We start from the raw sequence: 26966 nt of genomic DNA, 5'->3' as shown, positions 1-26966 counted from the left end.
CCCCCACTTCTGAACGTGCCTGGTAAACTCCCAGACATGCCAGTCAACCGACTCCCCGACGACATCGACACACTCAAGCGCATGCTTGTTTCGCGCGAAGAAACCATCGCGCGCCTGCTCGCCGAGATCTCGCGTCTGAAGCGCTGGCAGTACGGGCGCTCGTCGGAACGCATGGCAGAACTGACGGGACAATTGCAGCTCGCACTGGGTGACGGGACACTGCCGCAACAAGGTGCCGTGCCCGCATCGGCGCCAGAAGCGGCGTCGGATGAACCCGTAGACACGGCAGCGCCGGTGGTTCCACTGCGCCGCCGCTCGCGCGAATTCCCTGCGCACCTGCCACGCGAGGTGGTGGAGCACCGGCCACAGGGCTGCGACTGCCCCGAATGCGGTGGCCGGCTGCGCAAGCTGGGTGAAGACGCCTCCGAGATGCTGGACTACGTGCCGGGGTACTTCCGGGTGATCCGCCACGTGCGCCCCCGGCTGAGCTGCAGCCGTTGTGCGAAGGTCGTCCAGGAAGCGGCGCCGTCGCGCCCGATCGCACGTGGCATGGCCGGTGCGGGTCTGCTGGCACAGGTGATGGTCGCCAAGTACGCTGACCATATGCCGTTATACCGGCAGGTAGGAATCTATCGCCGTGCCGGCATTGAACTCGATCGTGCCACGCTGGCCTCGTGGGTTCGCGAGTGCGCCGCACTGCTGCAGCCGCTGGCGGATGCCGTTGGCCGGTATGTGCGTGAGGCGCAGAAAATCCATACGGATGACACGCCCGTCCCGGTGCTGGAACCCGGACGCGGCAAGACACGTACGGCACGCTTGTGGACGTATGTACGCGATGACCGGCCGGCGGGCAGCCGGGCACCCCCGGCAGTCTGGTACCAGTACTCGCCCGACCGCAAGGGAGAGCGACCTCGTACGCATCTGCAGGGCTGGTCGGGCATCCTGCAGGCAGATGCCTTTAGTGGCTACGATGCGCTGTACCGCGATGGCACGATCATCGAGGCAGCATGCTGGGCGCATGTGCGGCGCAAGTTCTACGACCTGTACGAACTGGAGCGTTCGCCAGTGGCGCAGGAGGCACTCAGCCGCATCGCAGCCCTGTATGCCATCGAGCGCGAGGTGCGCGGCCACAAGCCGGAGGTCCGGCAGTCCGTGCGCATGGCGCGGGCATTGCCGCTCGCAGGTGCACTGAAGGACTGGCTGGAACATACGCTCGCGCAGGTCTCGGCGAAGTCAGGCCTTGGCAAGGCGATCCGGTATGCGCTGGGGAACTGGCCGGCGCTGGTGCGCTACTGTGAAGACGGACGCATCGAGATAGATAACAACACCGCGGAGCGATCGATCAGGCCGCTGGTTCTCGGCAGGCGCAACTATCTGTTCGCCGGTTCTGACGGCGGTGGACAGAGTGCGGCGGTCATCTACAGCCTGATCGGCACGGCACGCCTGAATGGCATCGAACCGTATGCGTATCTGCGTATGGTGTTCGAGCGCATCGCCGATCATCCCATCAACCGGATCGACGCGTTGCTGCCGTGGCATTTGATGCCGGTGGAGCAGCCATTCCAGCAGGCCGCATGACGATGGCATCGACTCGCAAACCCGCGTTACGCGCGGTCAATTCACAGGTACCGGTCTACCAGCTGCGCATCGAGCTGAAGTATCTGAAGCCGGCGGTCTGGAGACGGGTACTGGTCCCTGCCTCGATCAGGCTGCCGAAGCTGCACGTCGTGCTGCTGTGGGCGATGGGCTGGGATGGCGGCCACCTGCACGAATTCGTGTTCGGCGACATCAACTACGGGGTGCCCGATCCGGACTTCCCGAGTGACCCACCGATGCTCAACGAAGCGCGGGTGAGCCTGGGCAAGGCGCTCGGTGCACTGAAGTCATTCACCTACATCTACGATTACGGTGACAACTGGCAGCATCGTGTGAAGGTCGAGAAGGTCTTGCCACCTGACCCTCAGCTGCGCTCGCCCCTCTGCCTGGACGGCCGCAATGCCTGTCCACCGGAAGATGTTGGCGGCGTACCCGGCTACATCGAGTTCCTCGACGCGATCATCGATCCGGCTCATGACGAACACCAGCGGTTGCTCGACTGGTGCGGCGGTAGTTTCGATCCTGTTGCCTTTGACCTCCAGAGCGTCAACGAACGCCTCTTCGAAATCAAATTCTGATCGTCAAGGCGGCCTTCAAATGTCGCTTACGTTGGGTCAGAACTTGTGTCCGAAGCTGTCCGTGCAGCCATCGCACTCAGCACTTTCGCGTCCGCGCCGGAGATGTTGGCGGAAGCCAACCCATCGCCCCCATCGACGGCAGGTTCGGGCGTCTCAACAAATTCCCAACCGGGGCCGTCGTTCCAGGGACCGCGTGGCGCATCATCGCCCTGTGACAGGTTGTAATAGACGTTCGTAAATTCGGGCACGCCAGGACGCTTGCCTTGCGGGAAGTTTGGTTGAATTGAATGCAGGGCTTTCTCGAAGGACTTCTGGTGAGCAATCTCCCGCGTCATGAGGAAGCCAAGCGCTTCGGAAATGCTCGGGTCGTCGGTCACGTTCATCAGTCGCTCGTAGACAATCTTTGCGCGCGCCTCCGCCGCTATATTTGAACGCAGGTCTGCCGTCGGCTCACCGATAGTGTCGATGTACGCCGCGCTCCACGGAACCCCGGCTGAATTCGTAAGAGCCGGGCCGCCTCCGTACAGCAGCGCTGTCGTGTGCGAATCATTTCCTCCGCCTGTGAGCGAACGGTAGAGTTCGGCCTCCGACTCCACAGCTTCTGCGAGTTGTCCCTTCGCGCCTTTATTGAGCATTGTCACGATAGAGCCGATGATTTCCAGGTGGCTCAGCTCCTCGGTTGCAATGTCAAACAGCAAATCCTTCCGACCGGGGTCATCCTCTCCGACCGCCTGTGTGAAGTATCTACAGGCTGCCGCCAGCTCACCTTGCGGTCCGCCGAATTGTTCCAGCAGGAGGTTGGCGAGGCCGGGATTCGGCGCTGAGACGCGCACCGTATATTGAAGCCGCTTGTTGTGCACAAACATGTCATTTCTCCATAGGAGGCCGGGTAACGGGCTACCGGATGGCCGGACCTGCCGTCACAGCGATGCGCACGTTACTTTGGCTGGTTAGGTAACTCCCGGACAGCGACACGCTGCAATCCTGAATGCCGCACCCTGCTGGGCGCCCGGGTCTCAGAACTGGGTTGCTCTGGCGAATGTGCAGCGAGGCTACACGGTGGAAAGAACATTGCGCTGGACACCGCGCATGCAGCGTTCCTGACCGGTGAAGTGCGGCAATCGCGCCGAGTCTTCGTCACGCGGCGTTCGAATTCCCACGCGGTGCAACCCTCCTGGCCCTGGTAGGGACACGTCTCTACAGCCGCTCATCGCGAAGACATTCCGGCGCTCGCGCGGCGATTGTTGCAACGAGAAGTTTGCAAGACGGCGAGCGCCCGAGACGTCTGGGAATTGTCTCGCCGCACGCTAGGCGCGGGTGTTCCGTCGGGTCAAGCACGTTGCCGAGCGGGAATGGTGATTGCGCCGGTGCGCTCACACCGCGCTTTCTTGCAGAGGCGGTTCCCAACCGACTAAGGAGTAGACATGCCTACGAAGACGTTGAAGGATTTGTTCATTCATTCGCTGTCCGACATTTACAGTGCCGAAAAGCAGATGACAAAGTCGCTTCCCAGGATGGCACGTGCAGCGACGAACCCGGGACTTCGCTCGGCCTTCGAGACGCACCTGGAAGAAACGCAAGGCCAGATTGAAAGAATTGACCAGGTAGTGGAAGCCAGCGGAATCAAACTCAAACGTGTCAAGTGCGTCGCCATGGACGGACTGGTCGAAGAAGGCCAGGAGCAGATTGACGAAATCGAGAAGGGACCGGTGCTGGATACAGCCCTCATCGCGGCAGCACAGAAGGTGGAGCACTACGAAATTGCAGCATATGGCTCCTTGATAGCACTGGCCAAACAGCTTGGCGAAACGGCTGCCGTCACACTTCTCAATGAAACGCTGCAAGAGGAAAAGGCGACTGACGACAAGCTATCTCTGCTCGCAGAAGAAAAGGTGGCGGCAGAGGCCCTGGGGAAGTAGGCCGCCCGACCCTTGCCAGCGGCGGGCGGGCGAACGAAACCGCGAGCGCCGGGAAATCGCGCGGAACTACGGCAAGCGATAGGCCTTCAGGGCGAGATGCCGAAAAGCCTTGGCGACGGGGCGACGGATACGACGCTTGCTGGATGGCTGTCCTCAACCATTCAAAAGGAAAGGATGATGGCAGGCGACAATTCATATAAGCCGAGCGAAACCGTGAAAGTGTCTGGCATCTACGCGGTCGTACATGATGATGGGAAGGACACTTTCGAGGTCACCTGCGTGGAAGGCGAACACTTTCCCCCGACGCGTAGCGGCAAGGGTGCGCATTTCGAGCTGAAATACGCGGCGACACATTCGCACAAGCATGGCGAACTGCAGGGCATGGAAGCTCGAAGCTAACATCCGTGTCGACACGGTACATCGCGGCGGTGAGTCCTCCCGGATGCGCAATAGCTATACCGAGTTCGACCCTTGGAGTCTCACAGCTCGTGCCGTGCGCGAAGCATTGCCGCCACGAGGTGGTACCTCCGGCGCACGGGGTCCGGACACGGCCTACGCATTCGCTTCCTGCTGGAAAACAATCATGGTCTCAGCACGTCAACCGACTTCTCCGCGTCTTAGCCGCTACGGGAAAATGCGAGACTTCGAGGGTACGCCTGAACCCTCGCCGTCAGATGTCACATCTGTCGGGCCAGCAAATGCTGGTTTTGTCGTGCAGAAGCACTGGGCGAGCCGGCTCCATTACGATTTCCGGCTCGAACTGGATGGGGTGCTCCTTTCGTGGGCCCTGCCAAAAGGGCCTGCTACGACCAGAAGGAGAAAAGGATGGCGGTCCATGTGGAGGACCATCCGGTCGCGTATTCGAAGTTCGAGGGAACGATTCCACCCAAGCACTACGGCGCCGGCGCCGTGATACTGTGGGACCGAGGGGCGTGGGAGCCGGTCGGAGACCCGCGCAAGGGAATGAAGGCCGGCAAGCTGGTCTTTCGGCTCCATGGCGAAAAGCTCGCCGGTTTGTGGGAGCTCGTCCGTATATCCAGGCCGGAGGACAAGCAGGACCAGTGGATGCTCTTCAAAAAGCGCGACGAGTGGGCGCAACCGCTCGCGGAATACGACGTTATCAAGGCGCTTCCCGACAGCATTACCACGAAGCCGCTCGGGCTTGTCGAAGAACGGGAGCCGAAAGTCGCGCGGCCTGGGCGCGGTAGTGAACCACAGATAGACCTGTCTGCCGCAGTTAGCGCGGCGCTGCCCGCCAAACTCGAACCGCAGCGCGCGTCGCTAGCTTCGTCGCTACCGACGAGCGGTGACTGGATAATTGAGTCGAAGCTGGATGGTTACAGAATGCTCGCCCGCGTGAACAAGGGGCGTGTGCGGTTGTTTACGAGCGGCGGGCACGACTGGACGAAAAAGCTTGCGAGGCTGGCCACAGAGGTCGAGAAGCTCCCTGTCTCCAGCGGATGGCTTGATGGTGAAATAGTCGTGCTCAGAGACGGTCTGCCCGATTTCGGCGCCCTCCAGAATGCGATAGACGGTGCAGCGAATCAGGAAATTGTCTATTTTCTATTCGACCTGCCGTACTGTATTGGGAAAGACCTGAGAAACGTCCCGCTGTGGGCGAGGCGCGCGCTGCTCTCTCAGCTTCTGCAGAAGGATGGCGACCGCGTACGGTTCAGTCAGGACTTCGACGCTCCGATGGCCCAGATATTCGAGGCCGCCGCGGGATTAGGTCTCGAAGGTCTGATGTTGAAAAGCCGCGACGCGCGATATGAATCGGGAAGGACGCAGACGTGGTTGAAGGCTAAATGCCGACTGCGGCACGAACTGGTCGTCTGTGGTTTCACTGCGAGAGGCGGCAAGGATGGTGAAGTCGGCAGTTTGCTGCTCGGTTACTACGTGGGCAACAAGCTCCACGACGCTGGCAGCGTGGGCACCGGTTGGGACACCCGCACTGGTCGGGACCTATGGGTTCGCCTGACACCGCTTGAGCGCGACGCAACACCATTTGACGTCGCTGTAACGAAGCCGGGTCGTTGGTCCAGGCGTGCCGCCGGCGCCGAACGCTGGGTACGTCCTGAGCTGGTTGCCGAGGTCGAGTTCGCCGAGTGGACTGCGGAAGGTGTTGTTCGGCAGGCGTCGTTCAAAGGTCTGCGCGTCGACAAACCGGCGCGCCGCGTCGTCCGCGAGTCCGGAGAAACGCTGACGCCCGCGCCTGTCTCGCAGGTCAAAGTCACGCATCCTTAGCGTATCGTTGACCCGTCGAGCGGCGTTACAAAACTCGACCTGGTCCGGTACTACGAAAGCGTTATCGAGTGGATGCTGCCTCACCTGAAGGACCGTCCGCTTGCAATGGTCCGCGCACCTACCGGCATATCTGGTCAGATATTTTTCCAAAAGCACGCTGAGAAGACGGGGATGCCCGGTCTCACGGCGCATGACCGCAGTTTGTGGGTGAATCACCCGCCGTTGCTTACCGTCGATACTGCGGACGCGCTGATGTCGGCGGCCCAGATGAATGTCGTTGAGTTCCATACCGGGAACTCGACAATTCTGCGAATCGACAAGCCCGACAGGGTCATCTTTGACCTTGACCCCGGCGATGGCGTGAAGTGGAAGCAGATGCAGGAGGCAGATGCAGGAGGCAGCGCTTCTTGTCCGGGCATTGCTTAACGAACTGGACCTGAAAGCCTGGTTAAAGACGAGCGGCGGCAAGGGGCTGCACGTCGTGGTGCCGTTAACGCCAAGACTGGATTACAAATCTGTGAAGGCGTTCTCGCAGGCGTTCGTCGGGCATCTGGCGAAAACAATTCCCGACCGCTTTTCAGCAACGTCAGGGCCAGCCAACAGAATCGGCAAAGTCTATGTCGACTATCTGCGCAACGGCAAGGCGCAGACGACCGCCACCGCGTTTTCCGCCCGGGCGCGGCCCGGGATGGGTGTCTCGATGCCAGTGTCATGGGAGCAACTGTCAGACCTCAAAAGCGGTGCGCACTGGACGGTGCAAACGGCGAGAGAGTATCTTAGCTTTCAAACGCGAGACCCATGGGAAGCGTACTGGTCCACAAGACAATCGTTGGCGTCAGTCATAAAGCGTCTGTGATGAGACGTCTCGCGCCGGAAGGTCCAGCGGTTCGCGGCGGCAGAAGTAGGAGTGCCGCGACAGCGCGCGTGGTACATGCACGCCAGCCGGTTGCACGGCGCAAGGTCGTCAGCCGACCGGCACATGACATGCTCTCTCTCGCGAAGCTTTGGCCCCTCGTGAATGGCTAGCAAGCAGCGCCGGCAACACTGTCACCGGCCGCTATCAGGAGAATCACATGGCAGCGCGTTCCATCGCATCGCTGACGCTATCCTTCGGATTGGTGTCCATACCGGTAAAACTCTATTCGGCGACAGACAGCGCTGCCGGTGTCGGCTTCAACCTGTTGACGCCGGAAGGCGGTCGGGTCAAGCAGCAGTACATATCGGAGGCCACTGGCGCGGTCGTCGCACGCGCAGATATGAAGAAGGGATACGAATTTGAAAAGGGGCAGTTCGTCGTCTTCGCTGCGGACGAGCTGAAGGCGCTTGAAGAGGGTGCTACGCACGTTGTAGAAATTGTCTCCTTCGTGCCGGAAAAATCGGTCGACCTGCTCTACTACGACAAGGCGTATTTCATTGCGCCGGACAAACGGGGTGGCAAACCCTACAGTCTGCTGCAGCAGGCGATGCGCCAAAGCGAACGGTGCGCACTCGCCAAATGGTCTTATAAAGGCAAAACCCGCATCGTCCAGATACGGCCCGCTGAAGACGGCATGGTTTTCCAGCAGCTGCTGTTCGCAGATGAGGTGCGCGCATTGAGCGATTTGCATATCGAGCAGGCGCCCGTAACCGCCACGGAACTCAAGCTTGCGCTGCAAATCATCGACCAGGTCTCCGAAGACGCTTACGACCCGTCGGCTTATGAGGACGAGGAGAAAAAGCGGATTCTCGAGGCCATCGACCGGAAAATCGCGGGCAAGCAGATTGTGTCTCCAGAGGAGACCACGAGTGAGTCGGGCGGCCAGGTAATTGACCTGATGGAGGCTCTTCGGGCGAGTCTCAGCGCCAACAAGGCGAAACGGGACGTACCGGCGCAGACGGCGCCGGCCAGGACAACGGCAACGAAGAAGACCACCGCCGCTGACGTCGAAGTGTTGGCAGCCAAACCAAGGCGCCCTGTCAAACGAGCCACACCGAAAGCCGACATCAAAGAGGCGCAACCGGCAAAGGTTCGAGCACGCAAGTGACCAGACGGAATCAGTCGAACGATTACTCGCTGCGCAGCCTTCAATCGCTGCTGGGGGTCTCGCGTCGGGTGCTTTCCGGGCTGATTGAAGCCGGATTTGTTCACCCTGCACGCGGCAGAAGAAACGAACTTCGATTCTCTTTCCAGGATGTAGTGGTCCTGCGCACAGCATTTCAGTTGCAATCAGCGAAAGTCTCATCACGGAAGATTCTGAAGGCGCTTGCCAAGCTGAAAGCCGACCTCCCTGATGAGCTTCCCCTGTCTGGAATCCGAATTACATCGGTAGGCGAGACCGTGGCGGTCAGGTCGGGACAGGCCCAATGGGACGCTGCCTCGGGCCAGCATCTGCTCGACTTCGAGGTGGCGCCTATTCGAGGTGATGTGGCTTTCCTCGACTCGGCACCGCGAAACCGGGCGAATCGGGAACAGCAAGCGGAGGAATGGTTTGCGCTCGCGGAACAACTCACCGGAACCGATGCTATTGGCGCAGAGCAGGCGTACCGGAAAGTGCTGCAGCTCGCGCCATCACCGCATTACCACGCTTATACGAATCTGGGCGTATTGCTGTGCGAGGCAGAAACGCGTTGCGACGAGGCATTGTCCGTTTTTGATGGGGCGCTACAGCACTTCCCAGACGACGCGTTACTGCACTTCAACCGCGCGGTCGTTCTCGAAGAGCTGAAACGCTATGACGCTGCGGCGGCGACCTATCAGCGGTGCATAGAACTTGACCCGACGCATGCAGACGCACACTTTAACCTCGCCCGGCTGAGCGAGATTCGCGGCGACAAACAGGGTCTAGTTCGACACCTTAGTGCTTATCGCCGGTTGATTGGCTGAACTGGACTTCGCCGACGATTCGTGTGGTTCAGAGCACGCTTTTCGACCTATCAACCCGTTCATGAGGATGCTGAAACTATGCGGCATGTCCAGGCGACGCCCGATGCAAGCGCGTACAAAGCTGCAGATGCGTTGCGCATCGTTCTCGTGACGCAACTGTTCTGTCGAAGTTCATCGACGTGACTTGTCCTCCACCCACGTTTTGCTTGGCCTTCACACACGGAAAATGGGTATCCACTTCTGAAAACTGTGCTGCAGGCAAGACGTTTTCTCGGTCGAGCACTCCGGTAATCTTATAATCTTTAATCTGTGTAACCCTATGCGTGAGCGAGAAGCCCCTAAGATTAGCTCAAGACAGCGATTCCGATAAATCTTCTCGGTGTTGTTGTACGGCTCTGAATATCCCGGGGGTAGCGCTTATGGCAACCAGGACGAAGGGCTGTGCGCACGAGCGGCGTTTCTGCTATCAAGCCGGGGCCCCCTTAAGGAAGCGTCAAGCTGTTCGGAAGTCACCGCCGTGCAGCGCACTCCCTGGCTGCCCTCTGTACAGGCATGAGAGTCCCGTAAGCGCAACACCGCCCGTGTCGAGGTTCGTGTTTTCCGCTCTCCAGCAGTTCACCTCTTTTGTGGTCGCCGTAAATGCCGGCTTCTTGCGACACGTCCACGAGACACTGCCTGGTTTAGTGGCTTTCTCGAGGTCGCAACTTGTGATACTCACGCACAGCGGCCGCGGACAAACGAAGTTGCGTACGGACGCGCGACGTTCAGAAAACGTACTCCTTCTTCGATTCACATCGATTCGTCCACCACTTGTCGCGATATGCCCAGCATCGACTTGAGAGTCGCAAGAGACAAACACTTCAACCCGCTCGGAGCATCTTCCCCGAAATCTGAGCGAGTGGGAGTGGGGAAAGATGAAGTACATCCGTCCTGTTTCGCACTAGCCATGGCTATCGACCCACGCGCGACACCACGAAAGGCCTGCTGATTCTGCCTCTTCGTCAGTATCGAAAGAGCCAAGCACCCCACCGGTCAGCGCCGGCGTCTCGATGAATGAGTCGGAAGGCACGCACATCTTCTTTGCTCGCAAACAGGTATGCGATGCCCTGGTTCGCGTCGAACCTGCCGGAGATGTACCCATTAATCGCGGCCGTCTGCTTCGTCAATACTGGTGATTTTGGCGAGTCGAGTGACTCGCTTACGCCGCTTACGGCATGAAAGGCACGTTGATATGGTCTGGCACCACGCTGATGAATGTGGAGGTTATCAGGCAGCCTCGGACTGCTCTTCCGTCCGTTCGAGCCGCTATCCAAGTGACGGTTGTACGGCCGTGAAATATGCGAGGACACTCATGACCCATCGGCTGACGTCGTTGGGCTATCCTGTTGCTCTACTACAACCTGGATAGTCCGCCGAACGCCATGGCTCTCTCTCCGTTGCCTCCACTCGCATGTCTGCAAGCATTCGAAGCTAGCGCCCGTTATCTGAGCTTCACTCGTGCGGGGCAGGAACTGCACCTGTCCACCAGTGCTGTGAGCCGCCAAATATCTCAACTCGAAGAATTCCTGGGACGCCGGCTGTTCGTGCGGGAGCACAACACCCTAAGGCTCACGCCGGCAGGGGAAACTTATGCGGTGGATGTGCGGCGCATGTTGGAGCTGTGCACTAGCGTTACGTCGAGCCTGATGGCTCGCGTCGTCAGGTCTCGTCTCACGGTGTCCTGCACAGCTGGCCTCTCGGTATTCTGGCTCGCGCCGAGAATCGGCTCGTTTATCGATGCGAATCCCGATGTGGACCTGCGCATCATCGTGCGGGACCACTTTGGAGCCGTCTCGCCAGCTGAGTACGACGTAGGCATTTTCTATCTGCGCAACCCCGAGGTTCCCGGAACGCACACACGGAAGCTTTTCGACGAGGAGGTATTTCCGGTTTGTTCGCCGACCTATCTTGATGGGCGCAAACTGAAGCCAGTGGAACTGCTGTCCTGCACGCTGCTTGTTCTGGAGGACGCGGAACGTAGCTGGATGTCCTGGCACACCTGGTTCGAACAGGCGGGGCTTGAACGACCAGAGCTCAATCAAACCATCATTGTCAACAGCTACCCACTCATTGTGCAGCTCGCGACGCATGGCAAGGGCGTCGCGCTAGGTTGGAACCGGGTCATTGACCCGCTCCTTGAGCACGGCGCGCTCGTCAGGGCATCGGACTCTTACGCCACCATGGGCGGCTCATACTTTGTCACTTGGCCATCGGAGCGTGCGGAAACACCTGCCGCCCGTCGGTTCCGCGAGTGGGTAATCGGTCAGACAGTCGCTCCCTGAGCTCTCCGTTGCAAGCCTCTCGATGCGGTTGCGTTTTTTGCAAGCGCGTTTGCGAATTTAGCGTTATGAGGTCGTCACGCCAAAAATTACATTGAATGCGTGACGAATCGCGAACGCTCACGTCGCTAAACGACAATTCCGAGAGGTCTAAATGGCAACGAGTGCATCAAACGGCATACTGGTGGGCGAGCCGCCCATCAGGATGGTGACGCGCCGGAAGGCGATTTTCGCCACTGTCATTGGCAGCGGTCTGGAGTGGTTCGATTTTTCCGGGTACGCATTCTTCGCAGCAACCATTGGTAAGTTATTTTTCCCCGCAGGCAACGAGACAACGTCGCTGCTGCTATCACTGGCAACCTTTGGGGTTGGCTTCGTGATGCGACCCCTCGGTGGCATCGCGTTCGGCATCTACGGCGACAAGGTGGGTCGCAAGCGAGCGCTGTCGCTCGCCATGCTCATCATGGCGCTCGGCTCGGGCATCATTGCTTTCGCCCCTACGTACCAATCTATCGGCATCGCCGCGCCGTGTCTTATCGTAATCGCGCGATTGCTGCAGGGGCTGTCCGCTGGCGGTGAAATGGGCGGCGCTACTGCGTTCCTTACCGAGCATGCTCCAGCTAAACGTCGTGCTTTCTATTCGAGCTGGATTCAGACGAGTATCGGTTTCGCCGTGGTCATCGGCAGCCTTACCGGTACGCTCATCACGTCGAGCATGTCGGCTGATTCGCTGACCGCATGGGGATGGCGTATTCCGTTTTTCATCGGCATGCTGGTGGCCCCGGTTGGATACTACATTCGGCTGAAAATCGAGGAAACGCCCGAGTTCGTATCCGAGAAGCGCCACACCAACACGCCGCTGCGTGACGTCATTCGCGAGTATCCTCGCCAGGTGCTCTCCAGCCTGCTGATGGTCGTACTGTGGACCGTCTGCACATACGTCATCCTGTTCTACATCCCGACTTATGTTGTGAAGTATCTGCACATGACCCAGCGTGAGGGCTTCACGTCGGGCGTCGTCAGCGGTGTCGTGCTGATGGTCATGGCGCCCGTGTTCGGGGCACTGTCGGATAAGGTCGGCAAGCGGCGGGTCCTGTCGGTTGCTGCGCTCGTTATTCTGGTTGCCAGCTATCCACTGTTCTCTCATCTGATTAAATCGCCCGACTTTGCCACGCTGCTGACCTTCCAGGCGATTTTCGGCGTGCTGATTGCTGCATACACCGGCCCGATTCTGGCTCTCTTCACGGAAATGTTCCCGAGCCGCGTCCGTGCGACCGGATTGTCTTTGGCCTACAACGGCGCAGTGACCATCTTCGGTGGCTTTGCCGCTTTCATCATCACCTGGCTTACCCAACACACGGGTGACGCCGAGTCTGCGTCTTATTACATCATCTTCGCCGCGGTGGTTAGCCTGCTCGGCATCTTGCTGACAAAGCCATACCAGTCTTGAGAAAATTCACATGAGCATGTTGGTAATCGAAGGGGTGAATGTTTTCGACCCCGCAACGAAGAAACGCCAGACAAACGTCAATGTCTGCATCGCCGACGGGAAGATTGCGGCAATAGGACAGATACCACCGTCGTTTGTCGGTGCCCGCAGAATGAGCCTCCCCGGGCGCACCGTTTTGCCGGGTTTCATCGACCTGCATGTCCACGTTGTCGCGTCGAATGCGAATCTGGGCGCTAACGCGATGATGCCAAACTTTCTGGCTGCGCTTAAAACGTTGCCCATCCTGCGCGGCATGCTGAATCGCGGGTTCACCACCGTTCGTGATGCAGGCGGCGCTGACTTTGCAATGTGCGATGCTGTCAACAGCGGCGTGCTTTGGGGCCCGCGCATCCTGTCTTCGGGCAAGGCGTTATCGCAGACCGGTGGGCACGGCGACTTCCGTCAGCGCAATGACAAGCTTGACGATGCCTGCGGGTGCCTGGGACGTCAGGGAGCGATTGCCCGGGTGGTCGATGGTGTCGAGGCGATGCGCCTGGCGGTACGCGAAGAACTCCTCAAAGGGGCCTCCCAAATCAAAATAATGGCGTCGGGCGGCGTCGCTTCGCCCAACGACCCCATCACCAACACCCAGTACTCGGAAGATGAAATCCGTGCCGCGGTTCAGGAAGCGGAGGCCGCCGGGACTTACGTGATGGCGCACGCCTACACCGCTCGTGCCGTCCGGCGCGCCGTCGAGTGCGGGGTGAAATGTATCGAGCACGGAAACCTCATCGACGAGGAGACTGCCCGTCTGCTCGCGGAGCGTGGCGTAGCGGTTGTGCCCACAATCGCTACTCTCGACCGTCTCATTGAACAAGGTCCCGCGCTTGGTTTCCCCGCTGAATCGCTCGCAAAGATTGAGGGAGCACGCTCTGTCGGCCGGCAGGCACTTGCGCTGATGGCGCGCGAAGGCGTGAAGGTCGGGTTCGGCTCGGACATGCTGGGCGAGCTGCACGCCTTCCAGTCCGACGAGTTTGCGGTTCGGGCAGAAATCGTCGGCAATGTTGAGGCCATCCGGTCGGCAACGTGCGTTGCCGCCGAAATCACGGGTGAACCAGGCGTGCGGGGAACGGTCGCTGTCGGAGCCGTGGCTGACCTCATCGTGGTCGACGGTGACCCCATTGAGGACATTTCCCTTCTGCTGGGGCAAGGCGAACACATTCCCGTGGTCATCAAGGCTGGAGTGTGTATGAAGGAAGCCGGCCGACTGCTCGAACCAATCGCAGAGTGAATTGCTGGTGCGTCGCATCGGTCGCGCCGACCGTTTGCACTCAAGGTCCTCCCGGCATCATTCGCGGCGCGCCGCGATTTCCGGATTCGCCCCATGGCAACCGGTGCCTTTTTCGTTGACCTTGAGCCAGGCCGCTCGCGGCCAGCTCTGGCACTGTAAGCCGGGGTTCGCACCTATTAGCTTAGCGGTCATTTTCTCGGACCCATGCGCTAAAGGGGCAACTTTCCATCTACTGTGAAACGATGTCTCATTGGACGCGATGAATATGTTGCTCTAGTAGAAGGTGCTACGTCAGCATTGCCGGTCACGATAGCCTCGTAAATCAGACGATGTTCAGCGACGTACAGGCGAATGCGCCACGGGTCTGTCGATGGCGGTCATCCAGACCAGGCGGAAGCCGCCGCACACTTGACTGATTAGCACTCAATTGGCGCATCCCTCCAGCGCATGGTCGTACCCACCTCTCCAAAGGCGAACCCGAACATGACCTCTCTCAGAACCCGAAATTTCGACGCCCATGCAACAGCTGCACTGCTGGACTATCCCTCGCTGGTTCGCGTTCTTCGGGAGACCATCGTCGAATACGGCGCAGGACACATCGCGAGTCCTGAGCGGCTGGCCATTCCGATGCAGGAAGGCGGCCTGATGCTGTCGATGCCTGCCAGTGCTGAAGACATCGCCATTCATAAGTTGGTGAACGTCTGTCCTTCGAATGGAAAGCGCCAGCTCCCGACCATCCAAGGCCAGGTCATCGCATGCGACGCGCACACTGGGGAAATGTTGTTCGTGCTCGATGGGCCGACCGTGACCGGGCGCCGAACGGCAGCTGTCACTGTGCTGGGCATCCAGACCCTGCATGGCATGGCTCCGCGCGAAATTCTCATCATTGGCACCAGGAAACAGGCGGCCAATCACGCGGAAGCTCTCGCGGCCTCGTTCCCGGAAGCCAAACTGTTTGCAAAGGGCACGTCACCGGCAGGCACAGACGCCTTCGTGGCCCGGACCCGGTCAGTAGCACCAAACCTGTCTGTCCTTGATGGCGATGTGATTCCCGACAGCATTGAAGTCGTCATGACTTTGACAACCAGCAGGTCTCCGGTCTACACGATGTCGGCGCGACCCGGTCGTCTCGTCGTCGGCGTCGGCGCTTTCACGTCGGACGCAGCGGAAATCGGCAAGGAGACCGTCGACAGAAGTTTCGTGGTCGTAGACGACCCCGTCGGTGCAAAGCATGAAGCGGACGACCTTATCCAGGCCAACGTCGACTGGACCTCAGTTTCTCCGCTTGCCAAGGCATTGGCTGGCGAGTTGAAGCCGAGTGCGCCGATTCTGTTCAAGAGCGTTGGCTGCGCTGCGTGGGACTTGGCCGCGTGCCGCGTCGCACGTAAAGCACTCGACGCAAACGCCTGTCAAGTCGGCGCTGACGTGTAAGTAGCGCCGATTTAAATTGCTTGCCGGTTCCGTACGGCGAGTAAAAGCAGGATACCCACCGAGTTCACCAAAGCAAACATGAAAATCACCCGCACCATCTCGACTGTTGAAGTCCACACCGGCGGTGAAGCATTCCGCATAGTTACCAGCGGTCTGCCGCGTCTTCCTGGCGATACTATTGTCAAGCGACGCGCGTGGCTGAAGGAGAACGCCGACGAAATTCGCAAAGCCCTCATGTTCGAGCCTCGCGGTCATGCGGACATGTATGGCGGTTACCTGACGGAGCCGGTTAGCCCGAACGCTGATTTCGGCATCATCTTCCTTCACAACGAGGGTTACAGCGACCACTGCGGGCATGGCGTCATTGCCCTGTCCACAGCAGCGGTTGAGCTGGGCTGGGTGCAACGTCAGATACCGGAGACACGCATCGGTATCGACGCGCCGTGCGGCTTCATCGAAGCGTTCGTGCAGTGGGACGGCGAGCACGCCGGAAATGTCCGCTTCGTTAATGTGCCGTCCTTTATCTGGAAACAGGACGTGACGGTCGAGACGCCGTCGTTCGGTTCGGTGACTGGCGACATTGCGTTCGGCGGTGCATTTTACTTTTACACCGATGGTCAACCACACGGACTTGAAGTCCGTGAATCGTCGGTGGAAGAACTCATTCGTTTTGGAGCAGAGGTAAAGGAGGCCGCGAACAAGGCATTCCCGGTTGAGCATCCCTTTATCCCTGAAATCAACCACATCTACGGAACAATCATCGCTGCCGCGCCCCGGCACCCCGGTTCGACGCAAGCCAATTGCTGCATCTTCGCAGACCGTGAGGTGGACCGTTCACCGACGGGTTCTGGAACGGGCGGCCGCGTTGCGCAGCTTTATCTGCGTGGAAAGCTGGGAAAGGGCGACACGCTCGTGAACGAGTCCATCATCGGCACTGTATTCAAAGGACGGGTGCTGAGCGAGACGACTGTGGGCAATTTCAGGGCCGTCATCCCCGAGGTCGATGGCAACGCTTTCGTTTGCGGCTTTGCGAATTGGATTGTGGACGAGCGTGACCCTCTGACTTACGGGTTCCTCGTACGGTAGCCGAGCCAAAAAGGAACGTCGCGAGCTTGCTCCGGGTGAGAAGGACGAGAATGTTGTACTGGAGTTCAAGCCCAACCCGCCACACGATATGTTGGTAGCCTGTCTTTGGTCACGCTGGTCAGCGCCGGGAGAGCCCGATTTGCTTTCATTCGCCGCAATTACCGACGAGCCGCCGACGGAAGTTGCGGCCGCCGGCCATGACCGACGAATGGACCTTTGGATTCAACCCTGCGCATCGCGCGCGGACCTCTACGGGCAGCCGGCCACTCAGTCCCCGCACCGTGACCTCACGCTCAACGGCTCTGGCGCAGTTGGGAATGTGCGAGCAGAAGAGCACTACACCTGCGTTCGATGCCGCGCGGTGTTTGCGCGCATTCTTGTAGCACCGCCGACGCGGCAGGTTTGGATGCTGAACGCAGGCCAGCACTGACGCAACGTTTGCTCAACGTCAGGGCGTGAGGTGCCTCACGCCTGGTTTTTCCAAATCGGGAGCGCGCTGCCAAGAGTGCAGTGTGGAGAAAAAAATGTTTGCCAACGCCCTTGCCGTTCAACGGCAAACTCGCACCGGACTATTTTCCGTTTCCTCCTGCGAACGCTGGGATTCATTTGAGGGGAAATTTCACGATGAAGTCGGGACGAGCTGCAGCTGGAATCGACATCGGCGGAGACCGGAAGGGAAATCATCTCGTTATCCTGCGTGGCACTGAGATTGTGTGCAATCTCCGCGAGGAGACGCCGGAGCATATGCTCGAAAAATGCCTCAAATTTAGGTTGGTCAGTAAAAAGTGTGGGTGGATGGAGGCTCGGGGAGCTTGCCAAGTGCATGATAGAGCGCGATTTCCGTGGCTCTGAAGGTTCGGAAGCCGTACGCTTTTCTCATGGTGACTTTGGCTTTGTTGTTCAGCCCCTCGATGACACCGCTGGAGAACTGTTTTCGTGCGCGGAAGTAGTTGAGGATCAGCTCTCGGTGTGTACGCACCGTCCGAGCGAACTTCTTCATCGGCTCGATACGTGAGCGCATTACCTGAGTGCACCACTGGTCGAGGAATTTGCCGGCCCACACGGGCGAGATGTAATCCCAGAGTTGCTGGAACTCTTGTTTGAGCAGATAGGCGCGCACGCTGCGCAGGTTGTACCGAAGCAAATCACGCAGGCGAACGCGTTGCTTGCCGGTGAGATTCTCGCGCCGCTTGAGCAGGCACCAGCGGGATTTCTTGAGCACCGGCTCATAGCCGTCGCGAGTCATGCGCCGGGCCTCGGCGGCACGAACTTCGTCGATGGCCTTGTTCATCTTGGCGACGATATGAAAGCGGTCGAGGATATTCAGGGCGTTCGGGCAATGACGCGCGATCATCTCCAGGTAGGGTTGCCACATGTCCGAGCACACGAATTCAACCTTCTCACATAGCGGCTTTCCGATCATGGCAAAGAACTTCGCGAAACTCTCTTTCGTGCGCTCTTGTCCGACCCACAGCAGTCGCGTATAGCCGGCCTCGATCTGGTAGACGAGCGTGAGGTATTGGTGTCCGCAGCCATACTGGATCTCGTCCACGCCGAAAGCGCGGATCGTGCCGAGCTCGCGATGGCTCAGCCCCCAGTCGACGACCCATTCCACTGCGTTGAAGACCTTCTCCCAACTGGTTCGGAAGCTCAGTGCTGTTTCTTTCCAGGACAGCTTACGCGCCCATTGCGCCAGGAAGATCATGTAAGCGCGGGTGAGCGTGTGCTTGCCGTTGGCCCACGGCAGCGCTTCGACCTTCACGCCACAGGCACGACAATCGACGCGTCGCATGGTATAGAGCAGAAACACGGCAAAGCCCCAGACGGGGATAAACTCGAAGCGGCGCTGTGTGAGCGAGTCGTAACCCCGCGCAGGCCGGTTACAGCATGAGCAAATCGGCTTCGAACCCTTGCGCGGCCGAACGTCGATCTCGATGGATTGAGTTGTCTCGCACAGCCGCGCCCCTTCATATACAAAGCCGGGAAAATGATGACAGGCGTTAAGCAGACGGGTCAGCAACATGGTTAGCAAGCCCAGAACCGGCAAGGACAAAGCCGCCATTGTCCCCGAACAGCAAGCGCTTGCGCAGTACGTCCCTGATCTGCATAACTGGCCTGCGTCGTGGCGAGTCGACGACGAAGATATTCCGACTGGACAGGCAATCGTGGCAATACTCACACCTTTCCTTGAGCATCTCCTAACCTTGGGATACGCACGCAGCACATTGCTTCGGCACCGCGATCACATTTGGATGCTCGGCGGCGAAATAATCCGACGCTGCCATGAAGATACCGATCTCCTTACTCTCCCCGTGGCAACCCTCCTGGACAAACTCATCGAGGAAGACGGCGGCCCCCTCATCTGGCCAGCTATCTCCGAGCCCGCACAAAATTCCTTTGATGCAACGTGTCGCAAGCTCTATCAGTATCTGAATCGAGCTTCACTTGGCTAGCCGCGCACACTAATTCACCCACAGATTCCGCCGACGATCCCAAATTTAAGGTGGCAGGGGTAGGTATCGATGCACCCTGTCGGTGGCGAATTGGCGAGGCCGGAAGGCGAGCTGAGAAGGCGCTTGCGCAGTAACGAATCTTTTCGATTGCGACACCGAGTCGCGAGCTGGCCATAGCCAGTAAAAGCGGATTCTACGGGTGGATGTTCAATGGCGAGCGTGTCTATCATGCATTCGCGCCACACTTTCCTCTTTTCAAGGATGGGGAAATCGGTCGCCAGGTGGGCTTTGAGACGTTTCCCCATGCCATAACCTGCGCCCTTATTAGGAATGCAGTCGCATCTGCGAAGCGAAAGCGAACTCAGCGCCGAGAAATTCTTGACCATGCGGGAATTGATGCAACGTCGCTGAGGTCTATCGACGAAGTGGATGCGGCGCTTTGCGCCTTGACCGCAAGCTTCCTACTTGAAGGGAGAGTCGTTGCGTACGGCGACGAGCTAGGCGGATTCATTATCGTGCCCGCTCCCACTGGCCACAGTAGAGAGGCTTAGGGCAGACCGCTTTCGCGGCCTAACCGACACGGCTGACGTAGCCGAAGCGTCAAGTGTCCCTGAGTCCATCAGGCACACCTTGAAGTTCGCCCACGAGCGACAGCAGCTTAATCACGGCAATCACACTTTATGAGGACCGGTGCATCGAACGCCACATTTGACCTTGCTGCTGTCAATGGCAGCGTTTGGTTCAATCGAAGCATGAGCGAGCGATATTCAATGTGCCACCACGCGGCAACCAGCTGCGCGCGTCATATGCGACCACGCCATCCTGAACAATGAATATGACGATATTTTCACGCAGCAACAGGCTCTGCTGAGTACTGGGAAACTTTCTCCCGAACAACTCGCCCAGTGGAGGCAATCGGAACGCCTGCACCGACGTCCACTGCATCGACGGCGTCTTTGGTCAGTGGAAGGCGATGGCCGAGTCTGTCGAAACCACTTCTCGCGCTGCACTGGCGCCGGCTATGACCTCGTCTACTGCTATGGCTCCCGTCGGACCCGCCCCGGACGCAGTTCCCCCTACCGCATCTCCGGCCTCCCCAACGTCGGAAGCCTCGCTCGTTCGCCAAGGCAGTGCCGCCGGCGTAGCGCTTCCGCAGCCGGTTGCGACGCAGGCCTCTTCGCCTACGGTCGCTTCTGCTGCTTCCAGTCCGAGCGACTCCCGCAGCACGACCGGCATGAGCGCGGGTCTGATGACAGTCTTGCTTGTTGCCATTGGATGCGGTGCGGCGCGCTCGTCAGACGCCGAAAAAAGAGTGATGGCGCGCCGAGGAACCACTAAAGAATGTTCGGTTATCTATTCGGCCATCCAACTAGAAGTAGCGCACTGCATCTTGCGCATGGCATAGTGCCGGCATCTCAACTACGGAGGTGCGAATGACGCCCCTGGAATCCTTGCAAGCAAAAATCCAAAAACTGCAGAACCAAGCAGACGCACTCATCGCGAAGAAGTCGAGCGCTGTTATCGAAAAGATTCGCGAGTTGATGTCAACGCACGGCCTGACGACAGCTGACCTTGACGCGCATGTTGGCGACAAGAAAGGCGGACCGAAAGCCGCAGCTAAATCTGCGGTCATCTCCAAGCCGTCCGCAGCGAAATATCAGGACCCGAAGACAGGGGCCATATGGTCCGGACACGGACGCGCTCCGGGTTGGATTGCGAACGCGAAAGACCGCAGCAAATTCCTGATTGAGGGTAGTGCCGATGCAGTCGTCGCTGCAGGCGTGGCAAGTGCGAAGAAGGCCAAGACTGCGGGCAAGAAGGTCTCGTCGTCAGTCAGCGCCGCTACTGGCACGGGTCGGCCGAAAGGTCCGCAGCCGGCTAAGTATCGCGACGCGAAGTCTGGTGCGACTTGGAGCGGGCGCGGTCGGGCTCCGGCGTGGCTAGCCGGTGCAAAAGACGGGGCAAAGTTTCTGATTGCTAGCGTTAGCGGAGTTGCAGATTCTGGCGCTCCGAGCAAGCCGAAAGTCGTCGCGAAGAAACCCGCGACAAAGGCGGCGGTAGCGAAGAAGGCACCGGCGAAGAACCTGGTTGGCGCCAAAAAGGTGGGCACGACGACGAATGTCGCGGCTGCCTCGGAAGCTGCGGCTGCTTAATCGACCGTGTAAGCGAGCACACAAAGCTCGCTTTTTTTGCGTCGGCACGCGCGATTGGCGTGGTTTACCTCGAACGGGTCCGCAGTGCGTCCAGGCGGGCGGCGCATTTTGCGTTCGAACCACCACGCTTGTAGGCCTGTGCCGCCTTTGTGCTGTCGGGGACGACGTCGCCGGGAGCACTCGTACCCCAGCGTCCCTCCCAATACAAGCCCAAGTTATACGCGGCCGACCGGTGTCCAAGCTCCAAGGCCGTGGCATACATGTCCTTGGCCATCTCAAGGTCGGCGTCCATGCCACGACCAAGCCTCGCGCTGTCCGCAAGAGCCGCTGCCGCCATGCCGCGAAGCGGGTCGCTCGCCATATCGTCCTTCAGGACATCGCCCAGAATGACGTGTCCGCCCTCGAAATCGGCAGGCCCACCTGTCTCCGTGACAAGAGACAGTGCAAGGGCGACCCGGAGCGACGGGTGCCGGTCAGGGCCAACCCGTTCAATAAGGCGCCGGCCGAGATAAGGTGCGCCCGGCAACGGGCTTGTGAGCAGGCCATTCGCAATGGCCGCGATTGATTCAAGTGAAAGAAATCCAACCTTGTTCGCTGACACAACGTGCCGCAAGAACTTTTCTACATCGAGTGTCGGGTCGCTCTGGCGAAGTTGTGCCCACTCACGTTCAATTTGGCCCAACCAGCTGGAATCTACAGACATCAGATTTCGCGTCCTGTGGTGAGTGATGCGCACAATGATACCTCACCGCAGTTGTGACTTGACCTCCGCGTCCTCGGCGCATCACTGCTCGGGGTGCTTGGATTGTGGCAATGCGAAGGCGAAGTGCGACATCTCGTTGCTCAAAAGCTTGTGGATACGTGCATTCGTGATTGTAAGTGCCCACCGTCTCAAAACTGGAGAGCGATAGCAACGAATTCCTGCCGAATGCTAAAAAATGGATGATATGCAGACAGTTGCTTTGCCGAGGCCTCGTCGTTTCAGTTATCGCGGAGATGATGATTCGCACCGGGACGCCCGACAAGAGTGGCAGCCTGACATCGACTCAAACTCAACGTCAACAGTTGTGCGTATCGAACCGTGAACGGTTGAATCGGGATGACCGTGGACTACGGCTCCGTTCCGTCGGTAGTGGTTGCTATCAAGCCAGAACGCAGTCACGTATGGTGTACGTCCAGTCAGACAGGCTGTTACTTATGCCGAAGGCCGTCGCGTGTTGCCAGAAGGTAGCGACGCAGTTCACGGTTGGCGCTGCACCCGTGCCAGCGGACTGCCTGCAAAAGGGTCGTCGCGCCAGTCGACCTTTTCGCGATTCTTCCGCGGCGGCTCCCCGCTTGGGGATACTTTGAAGTGCTCGACGGATTGTCCGGCGCTAATCGCTTGCTGTAGCCATTGCGGCATCTCACCTTCCCCGTTCCACGTGACTCCGGTCGCACTGCGGTAGCGCGCTTCTGTTTGCTTTGATTGCTCAGCCGCCAGGGCTGACGCCAGGTCGTCCGGCTTGATGCCAAACTCCTGCATGCGGCGGCGGAGATAAGCAACTATGCTGTCTCGCTTTCTTTCGTCCATGAACTATTCCTTCTTTAAGCTATCCATTTGTGGAAACCGTTCGCCGATTGCAGCGATGCGCAGTTTCCGTAGATTGGACACTGCAATCAGCTGCGAGCGACCTATGCAGTCCACCACACGCTGTTACGTCGGCGAGCGGTGACCATTTCGGTCCCTGGAAAATGACGGAGGATTATTCGAAACTGTGTTCAGCCCTGGGATTGAAACTTAGCTTCAGCCATGTCGTAAACTCGTAGCAATATTATGTGCGCTCGTGGCATAGGCATATGCTGGCTTGTAGGTCATTCCATCGCATGCCGAGCACCGAACTGCTAGGACGACCAGCGGCAGAGATAAATGGCTGAACGGATGGTGACCGCACGGCGTTGCAACATGATTGGGAGCTATACCGAGAGTCTTGGGAGACGCTGACGACTCGCCCGGCCTCCAATTTTGAGACGAGTAATGGAGTCTGTGTCCCTGCGCGGTGCTCTCAGTCTGCGAGGGCGTCCGTTTCTTTTCGGTATTCCTCGATAGTTTCTTTTCGGTATTCCTCGATATTTTTATATTTTGTACCGAACCGCGAGACAAATCAAACGTTTAATGTATTTCACTATAGTGCTTTCGCCAACCTGATGCGGGGAAGCGTAGTCGCTGGCAAATATTCGCCATCGCCGCGACCGATATCGCGAGACCAGCAGGAAGCGCGTCGCCATCGCCGTCGCCGTCGAAAGCCAATCGACGTCGAAGGAGCACCCGGCGCGACAACGTAGTGGTGTCACAACAGATTTACTTGCAAGCTTGCGCGAGTAGTCAGCATCGCGCCCAATGGATAGCCTGTGTTGCCTGACGTCAGTTCGCGTAGTCCTCTTTTTGTCGATGTGGCGCCCTCCAGGCCTCGCGCGTTTCGTCTGAAGAAAGGAGTGCCGTGAAAAGAGCTCTTTTGAGTCTGCTGGGTTTCGACGAAGCTGTTCGGAGTCGCGAGGGCGAAATGGCCGCGGCCCTTTGGGTCGTGGTGGTCGGCATCGTCGCTTTATGCCTCGGGATTGTCTACGCGGCGTTCTTCCGCTTCCGTTTTGACCCGGTAGTCTTTCCGCCGGTGGCGGTCGTCACGTCGCTCATGTGCGGCCTTGCTGCTTCACCTTTCGTCCGCCTACTGAACAAAGGGTGGTTCGCCCGGTACGACGAAATTCGGAACAGCCTGAGCGAAGGCGCGTTGCGAACTTATCTGGCGCAGTTTTGGGAGGACCGGGTGCGCTTGTATGTCTCCAAGCACCACTTGGAGTCCGAGGTTGTGCGTAATCTTGAAAGCGACGCCGGGCAAACTGTCCGCCGCGACATCTATGACTCCCTTTATCATGACCATTACGGTCTTAAGTCACTTGCTCTCGCGGCCGGCTGGTTGTTAATCGCCATTTTTTTCGATACAGCGCTGGCAACGTATTTACAGTACTTCCCTGACACAAAGATTGTCGGCGCAAGCGCGCAAGTATGTGTTTGCGCGATGGCTGGCGCGTACATCTTTGCGGTCGGCGACAGTGTACTGAGCATGCGACAGCGCAAGCTGAACGTATCGGACGTGTACTGGTACGCGTTGCGGCTCGCGCTCGCCCTCCCTATTGGCGTTGCGGCTGCTGGATTTCCGGATACCGATAAAGCGAGCGTCGGACTTGCCTTCGCCATCGGCCTTTTTCCAGTCGACCGATTCCTTAAGTTTTTCAGGCGACTATCCCTAACGCTCGTCAAGGAGCGGAGCGAAGATAAGGCCGCTCGCCAGTTGATGAGGCTTGAGGGAGTGAGCGCGATGACAGCCACTCTGCTAGAGGCCGAAGGTGTTGGTTCAACTGACCAGCTTGCTACGATGGACCCGGTGTTGCTCGCCATTCGGACGGGTTTGCTTTTCAGATTCATCTTGCATCTAGGGTCTCAGGCCGTGGCATGGCGGTACTTGGGCGATGCGGCGTCGAAATTGACAGATATGGCGCTTGGAAGGGCTGAAAGCATCACGAGTCTGCTTGACTTGTACGCCGTGCAAAGCGCGACGTCCCGGGAATTATGGACGAGAGCGCAGAGCGCACAGCGACGTGAAGCCTCCGCTGAGTACCACGTTTCGAACAGTGCGGCCGGTCTCGATTGTGGTGGGGCGAGCGCGTATGCGCGACACACGGAGCCTTATTTCTTTGACCATCCCGGGGCGACCGTCCATTTCGATGCAGAGCAGGTGATGCTGCAAGTAGCGGAGCGACTCACAGGTCACACTGTTGCCGAATCTCCTTCTTCACTTCAGGCGACCCTCTTTCGCTTCAGCGAGATTAGCGCTGATGGATACACACGTTTTCTTATAAAAGTCATCGACGAAAAAGATAAAGCATTAGCAGGAGCCGGGTCGGCTGTCTCTGACTCGTCGACCAAAGAGGAATGGTCTGAATCCCGTAGTGACCTCGGAGAAGGGGCTACGCGCTCAACCGCACGTCATTCCGGGGTGCCTCGGTAGGTCGTACGGCGAATCGCAACAGCGCATTGGCCGCGGCAATGACGTGATTCCGGCGAAGCATGCGGCCATTCACGGTTCTCTGGCATCAATCATCATGCGCGCTACGGCCGACTGGAAATCGCTAACTGTCGTCACCGGGTCATCTTGCTCATTCTTCTCTGTGCTCCGGAATCTGGGGCGCGAGTTGGTCAGATGTCGGGCCACAGCTTGCGAACGATTGGATTGGCGACAAGACCGCCTATCAAGCAAGCGGTGCCGGTAAGGGAATATTTCAGGGCACCCACTGACGGTAGATTTGGTTGAATGAGGTGCACGGCTGTACGCGTCACCCACCCGCAGTTGCGCCCGCGTTGCCCTCCGCGCGATTCACCAGCTAGCCTTGGCGGACGGTGATTTGGGCTATGCTTATTGGCACGAAGTCGGGCGACTTCTTCGGCGAGCAGCTGGCATGCAAGAAAAAATAGATTCGCTCAGTAGAAAGTTGGCAGTATCGCGCGGTGCACCCCAAGGCGGATTGAAACGGACGAGACCAGTTATGCCAATTCGTGTCCAAGACATGGTGCCCATAAGCGAGGCCTGTTCGCGGCTAGCAGAACTTGCGGAAGACGTCGTCGCAGGTGCCGAGAAATTTTTGACAAAGGATGGTTCGGCATACGTCGCGATTGTCGACGCCCGAAAGCTGAATTACTACCACGCTCTCGAAGCCGAGCACGGTCGGCTCGTCCTGTTGCATGATGCCGAGGAGGGTCTCAAGTCCGGGCTTGCGGACAAGGTGCAGTCCGAAGAAGAATTCCAGAAATCACTGCGGCGTTTTTCAAGTGATGCGGGAAGATTTCGCGGAGTTCGAAAGGCTTGGGTGCCTCTAAAGGCCAAGCGAGGCTAATTCAGTGCCTCAGCGCTTTTCGCAATCCTTGAGTTCGTGACGACCGCGCCTTCGTTTATGAACCGTTCCCACCGCTTTGTGAGCAACACATTCCCAAAGACGTGCCACATCTGGAAACCCGCAATCTCGGTCACCGCATCCGTCTGAAAGCGCCATCTTGCAACTAGCGAGGCCATCGCTTGCCATTTGAGCGCGGTCGGCGCGTGCTCCGGTCCAGACCAGAATTCGTCGACGTGCGGAGTGAACATGGGCATATATCTACAACGTGAAACAACAGATGCCTTTGCTCACCTTCACGGACACAAAACATAATAGGAACTTGCCCCACCCGTATCCACATCTCAATAGACTCATAGACTTCCGGGTCACTTATCTCCGCGACCCAGTAGACCTGCGTGTAACCAAACCGCAGACAGATTGCAATGACGAAAAAGTCGTCCGCCTTGTAATACCCGAAACTAACGGATGACTCGAGGTAATCCGTCGCAAGGCAGTGAGCATCCTCGTCTGACACCGGGCACGTCAACACCGGGGTGTTGTCCGGCAATCCAACCGTCTTTTCCGGTCTCGGATTGAACAGCCAAAGCGGAAGCAACGTACCAAACTCAAAAAGCCCGTCGTCTCCGTCAAAAATGTTCGTGTCGTCCATCAGTATCCCCAGCCAAATATATTTGAGTTT

The 26966-nt window shown here is 58.5% G+C and carries 24 protein-coding genes and 3 pseudogenes; 21 read left to right on the top strand and 6 right to left on the bottom strand.

Annotated elements, in window-relative coordinates; translation table 11 throughout:
- Window positions 1-36 precede the first annotated feature (36 nt).
- Together tnpC and OKW38_RS13910 are read left to right on the top strand one after the other, a co-directional pair.
- Window positions 37-1578 carry an IS66 family transposase gene (tnpC, locus tag OKW38_RS13915; RefSeq protein ID WP_429361925.1) on the top strand — a complete coding sequence of 514 codons (1542 nt, stop codon included), beginning with the start codon at window positions 37-39 and terminating at the stop codon, window positions 1576-1578.
- Window positions 1579-1580: 2 nt separating this feature from the next.
- Window positions 1581-2174, top strand: a complete 594-nt coding sequence (locus OKW38_RS13910) for a plasmid pRiA4b ORF-3 family protein (RefSeq protein ID WP_429332306.1) — start codon at window positions 1581-1583, stop codon at window positions 2172-2174.
- 26 nt (window positions 2175-2200) lie between these two features.
- On the opposite strand, the gene OKW38_RS13905 is transcribed toward OKW38_RS13910, so the two are convergent.
- Window positions 2201-3040, bottom strand: coding sequence for a manganese catalase family protein (locus OKW38_RS13905; protein ID WP_429361923.1), 840 nt, complete (start codon window positions 3038-3040; stop codon window positions 2201-2203).
- 558 nt (window positions 3041-3598) lie between these two features.
- Here OKW38_RS13905 and OKW38_RS13900 point away from each other — a divergent pair.
- The 11 genes and pseudogenes from OKW38_RS13900 (at window position 3599) to OKW38_RS13850 (ending at window position 14238) form a co-directional block, all read left to right on the top strand.
- Complete coding sequence (locus OKW38_RS13900; RefSeq protein ID WP_429361921.1) at window positions 3599-4093, top strand: ferritin-like domain-containing protein; 495 nt, start codon at window positions 3599-3601, stop codon at window positions 4091-4093.
- 177 nt (window positions 4094-4270) lie between these two features.
- Complete coding sequence (locus OKW38_RS13895) at window positions 4271-4492, top strand: hypothetical protein (protein WP_429363753.1); 222 nt, start codon at window positions 4271-4273, stop codon at window positions 4490-4492.
- Window positions 4458-5065 (top strand): annotated as a pseudogene (locus OKW38_RS13890) (DNA polymerase ligase N-terminal domain-containing protein); the annotation flags it as partial. The gene OKW38_RS13895 and the pseudogene OKW38_RS13890, both read left to right, overlap by 35 nt.
- Window positions 5057-6337 (top strand): non-homologous end-joining DNA ligase, encoded by a 1281-nt coding sequence (ligD, locus tag OKW38_RS13885; RefSeq protein ID WP_429363751.1) that lies wholly within the window; start codon window positions 5057-5059, stop codon window positions 6335-6337. The pseudogene OKW38_RS13890 and the gene ligD, both read left to right, overlap by 9 nt.
- 72 nt (window positions 6338-6409) lie before the next feature.
- Window positions 6410-6763, top strand: a complete 354-nt coding sequence (locus OKW38_RS13880) for a hypothetical protein (RefSeq protein ID WP_429361920.1) — start codon at window positions 6410-6412, stop codon at window positions 6761-6763.
- Entirely contained in the window at window positions 6726-7193 is a 468-nt protein-coding gene (locus tag OKW38_RS13875) for a DNA primase small subunit domain-containing protein (protein WP_429361918.1), read from the top strand. The genes OKW38_RS13880 and OKW38_RS13875 overlap by 38 nt, the downstream gene beginning before the upstream one ends.
- A 217-nt stretch (window positions 7194-7410) precedes the next feature.
- Complete coding sequence (locus tag OKW38_RS13870; protein WP_429361916.1) at window positions 7411-8361, top strand: Ku protein; 951 nt, start codon at window positions 7411-7413, stop codon at window positions 8359-8361.
- A complete protein-coding gene (locus OKW38_RS13865) occupies window positions 8358-9200 on the top strand; it encodes a tetratricopeptide repeat protein (RefSeq protein WP_429361914.1) in 843 nt (280 codons plus the stop codon). Before OKW38_RS13870 ends, OKW38_RS13865 begins: the two co-directional genes overlap by 4 nt.
- Before the next feature lie 1421 nt (window positions 9201-10621).
- Window positions 10622-11521 carry a LysR substrate-binding domain-containing protein gene (locus OKW38_RS13860; RefSeq protein WP_429363749.1) on the top strand — a complete coding sequence of 300 codons (900 nt, stop codon included), beginning with the start codon at window positions 10622-10624 and terminating at the stop codon, window positions 11519-11521.
- A 151-nt stretch (window positions 11522-11672) separates the two neighbouring features.
- Window positions 11673-12968, top strand: coding sequence for an MFS transporter (locus OKW38_RS13855; protein ID WP_429361913.1), 1296 nt, complete (start codon window positions 11673-11675; stop codon window positions 12966-12968).
- A 10-nt stretch (window positions 12969-12978) separates the two neighbouring features.
- Window positions 12979-14238: an amidohydrolase family protein gene (locus OKW38_RS13850; protein ID WP_429361911.1), complete on the top strand. Its 1260-nt coding sequence runs from the start codon at window positions 12979-12981 to the stop codon at window positions 14236-14238.
- Between the two features lie 247 nt (window positions 14239-14485).
- Here the strand turns inward: OKW38_RS13850 and OKW38_RS13845 are convergent.
- A pseudogene (locus OKW38_RS13845) lies at window positions 14486-14603 on the bottom strand (GntR family transcriptional regulator); the annotation flags it as partial.
- 118 nt (window positions 14604-14721) lie between these two features.
- On the opposite strand from OKW38_RS13845, the gene lhpI reads away from it, so the two are divergent.
- The 3 genes and pseudogenes from lhpI to OKW38_RS13830 form a co-directional block, all read left to right on the top strand.
- Window positions 14722-15669: a bifunctional Delta(1)-pyrroline-2-carboxylate/Delta(1)-piperideine-2-carboxylate reductase gene (gene lhpI, locus OKW38_RS13840; protein WP_429361909.1), complete on the top strand. Its 948-nt coding sequence runs from the start codon at window positions 14722-14724 to the stop codon at window positions 15667-15669.
- A 78-nt stretch (window positions 15670-15747) separates the two neighbouring features.
- Entirely contained in the window at window positions 15748-16755 is a 1008-nt protein-coding gene (lhpH, locus tag OKW38_RS13835; RefSeq protein ID WP_429361907.1) for a trans-3-hydroxy-L-proline dehydratase, read from the top strand.
- A 1-nt stretch (window position 16756) separates the two neighbouring features.
- Window positions 16757-16984 (top strand): annotated as a pseudogene (locus OKW38_RS13830) (SOS response-associated peptidase family protein); the annotation flags it as partial.
- Between the two features lie 546 nt (window positions 16985-17530).
- Here the strand turns inward: OKW38_RS13830 and OKW38_RS13825 are convergent.
- Window positions 17531-18778 (bottom strand): ISL3 family transposase, encoded by a 1248-nt coding sequence (locus tag OKW38_RS13825; protein ID WP_429361906.1) that lies wholly within the window; start codon window positions 18776-18778, stop codon window positions 17531-17533.
- On the opposite strand from OKW38_RS13825, the gene OKW38_RS13820 reads away from it, so the two are divergent.
- Entirely contained in the window at window positions 18777-19208 is a 432-nt protein-coding gene (locus tag OKW38_RS13820; protein ID WP_090804785.1) for a hypothetical protein, read from the top strand. The genes OKW38_RS13825 and OKW38_RS13820 overlap by 2 nt on opposite strands.
- A 203-nt stretch (window positions 19209-19411) precedes the next feature.
- Complete coding sequence (locus OKW38_RS13815) at window positions 19412-19759, top strand: DUF429 domain-containing protein (RefSeq protein WP_429361904.1); 348 nt, start codon at window positions 19412-19414, stop codon at window positions 19757-19759.
- Window positions 19760-19949: 190 nt separating this feature from the next.
- Here OKW38_RS13815 and OKW38_RS13810 read toward each other — a convergent pair whose 3' ends face one another.
- Window positions 19950-20153, bottom strand: coding sequence for a hypothetical protein (locus OKW38_RS13810; protein ID WP_429361902.1), 204 nt, complete (start codon window positions 20151-20153; stop codon window positions 19950-19952).
- 488 nt (window positions 20154-20641) lie between these two features.
- On the opposite strand from OKW38_RS13810, the gene OKW38_RS13805 reads away from it, so the two are divergent.
- The gene (locus OKW38_RS13805) at window positions 20642-21361 is read left to right on the top strand and encodes an H-NS family nucleoid-associated regulatory protein (RefSeq protein ID WP_429361901.1); all 720 of its coding nucleotides are present in this window, start codon (window positions 20642-20644) and stop codon (window positions 21359-21361) included.
- Between the two features lie 64 nt (window positions 21362-21425).
- Here the strand turns inward: OKW38_RS13805 and OKW38_RS13800 are convergent, their stop codons facing one another.
- Both OKW38_RS13800 and OKW38_RS13795 read right to left on the bottom strand, forming a co-directional pair.
- Window positions 21426-22064, bottom strand: coding sequence for a sel1 repeat family protein (locus tag OKW38_RS13800; protein WP_429361899.1), 639 nt, complete (start codon window positions 22062-22064; stop codon window positions 21426-21428).
- Between the two features lie 537 nt (window positions 22065-22601).
- Entirely contained in the window at window positions 22602-22931 is a 330-nt protein-coding gene (locus OKW38_RS13795; RefSeq protein WP_429361898.1) for an H-NS family nucleoid-associated regulatory protein, read from the bottom strand.
- A gap of 907 nt (window positions 22932-23838) precedes the next feature.
- On the opposite strand from OKW38_RS13795, the gene OKW38_RS13790 reads away from it, so the two are divergent.
- Together OKW38_RS13790 and OKW38_RS13785 are read left to right on the top strand one after the other, a co-directional pair.
- Window positions 23839-25404, top strand: a complete 1566-nt coding sequence (locus OKW38_RS13790; protein ID WP_429361897.1) for a hypothetical protein — start codon at window positions 23839-23841, stop codon at window positions 25402-25404.
- Between the two features lie 535 nt (window positions 25405-25939).
- Window positions 25940-26287 carry a type II toxin-antitoxin system Phd/YefM family antitoxin gene (locus OKW38_RS13785; protein WP_429361896.1) on the top strand — a complete coding sequence of 116 codons (348 nt, stop codon included), beginning with the start codon at window positions 25940-25942 and terminating at the stop codon, window positions 26285-26287.
- Window positions 26288-26966: the final 679 nt, after the last annotated feature.

The sequence above is a fragment of the Paraburkholderia sp. MM5496-R1 genome (assembly GCF_050436205.1).
GTDB lineage: Bacteria > Pseudomonadota > Gammaproteobacteria > Burkholderiales > Burkholderiaceae > Paraburkholderia > Paraburkholderia tuberum.
Note: the sequence above shows the minus strand (reverse complement) of the source record. Positions and strands in the feature narration are given on the sequence as shown.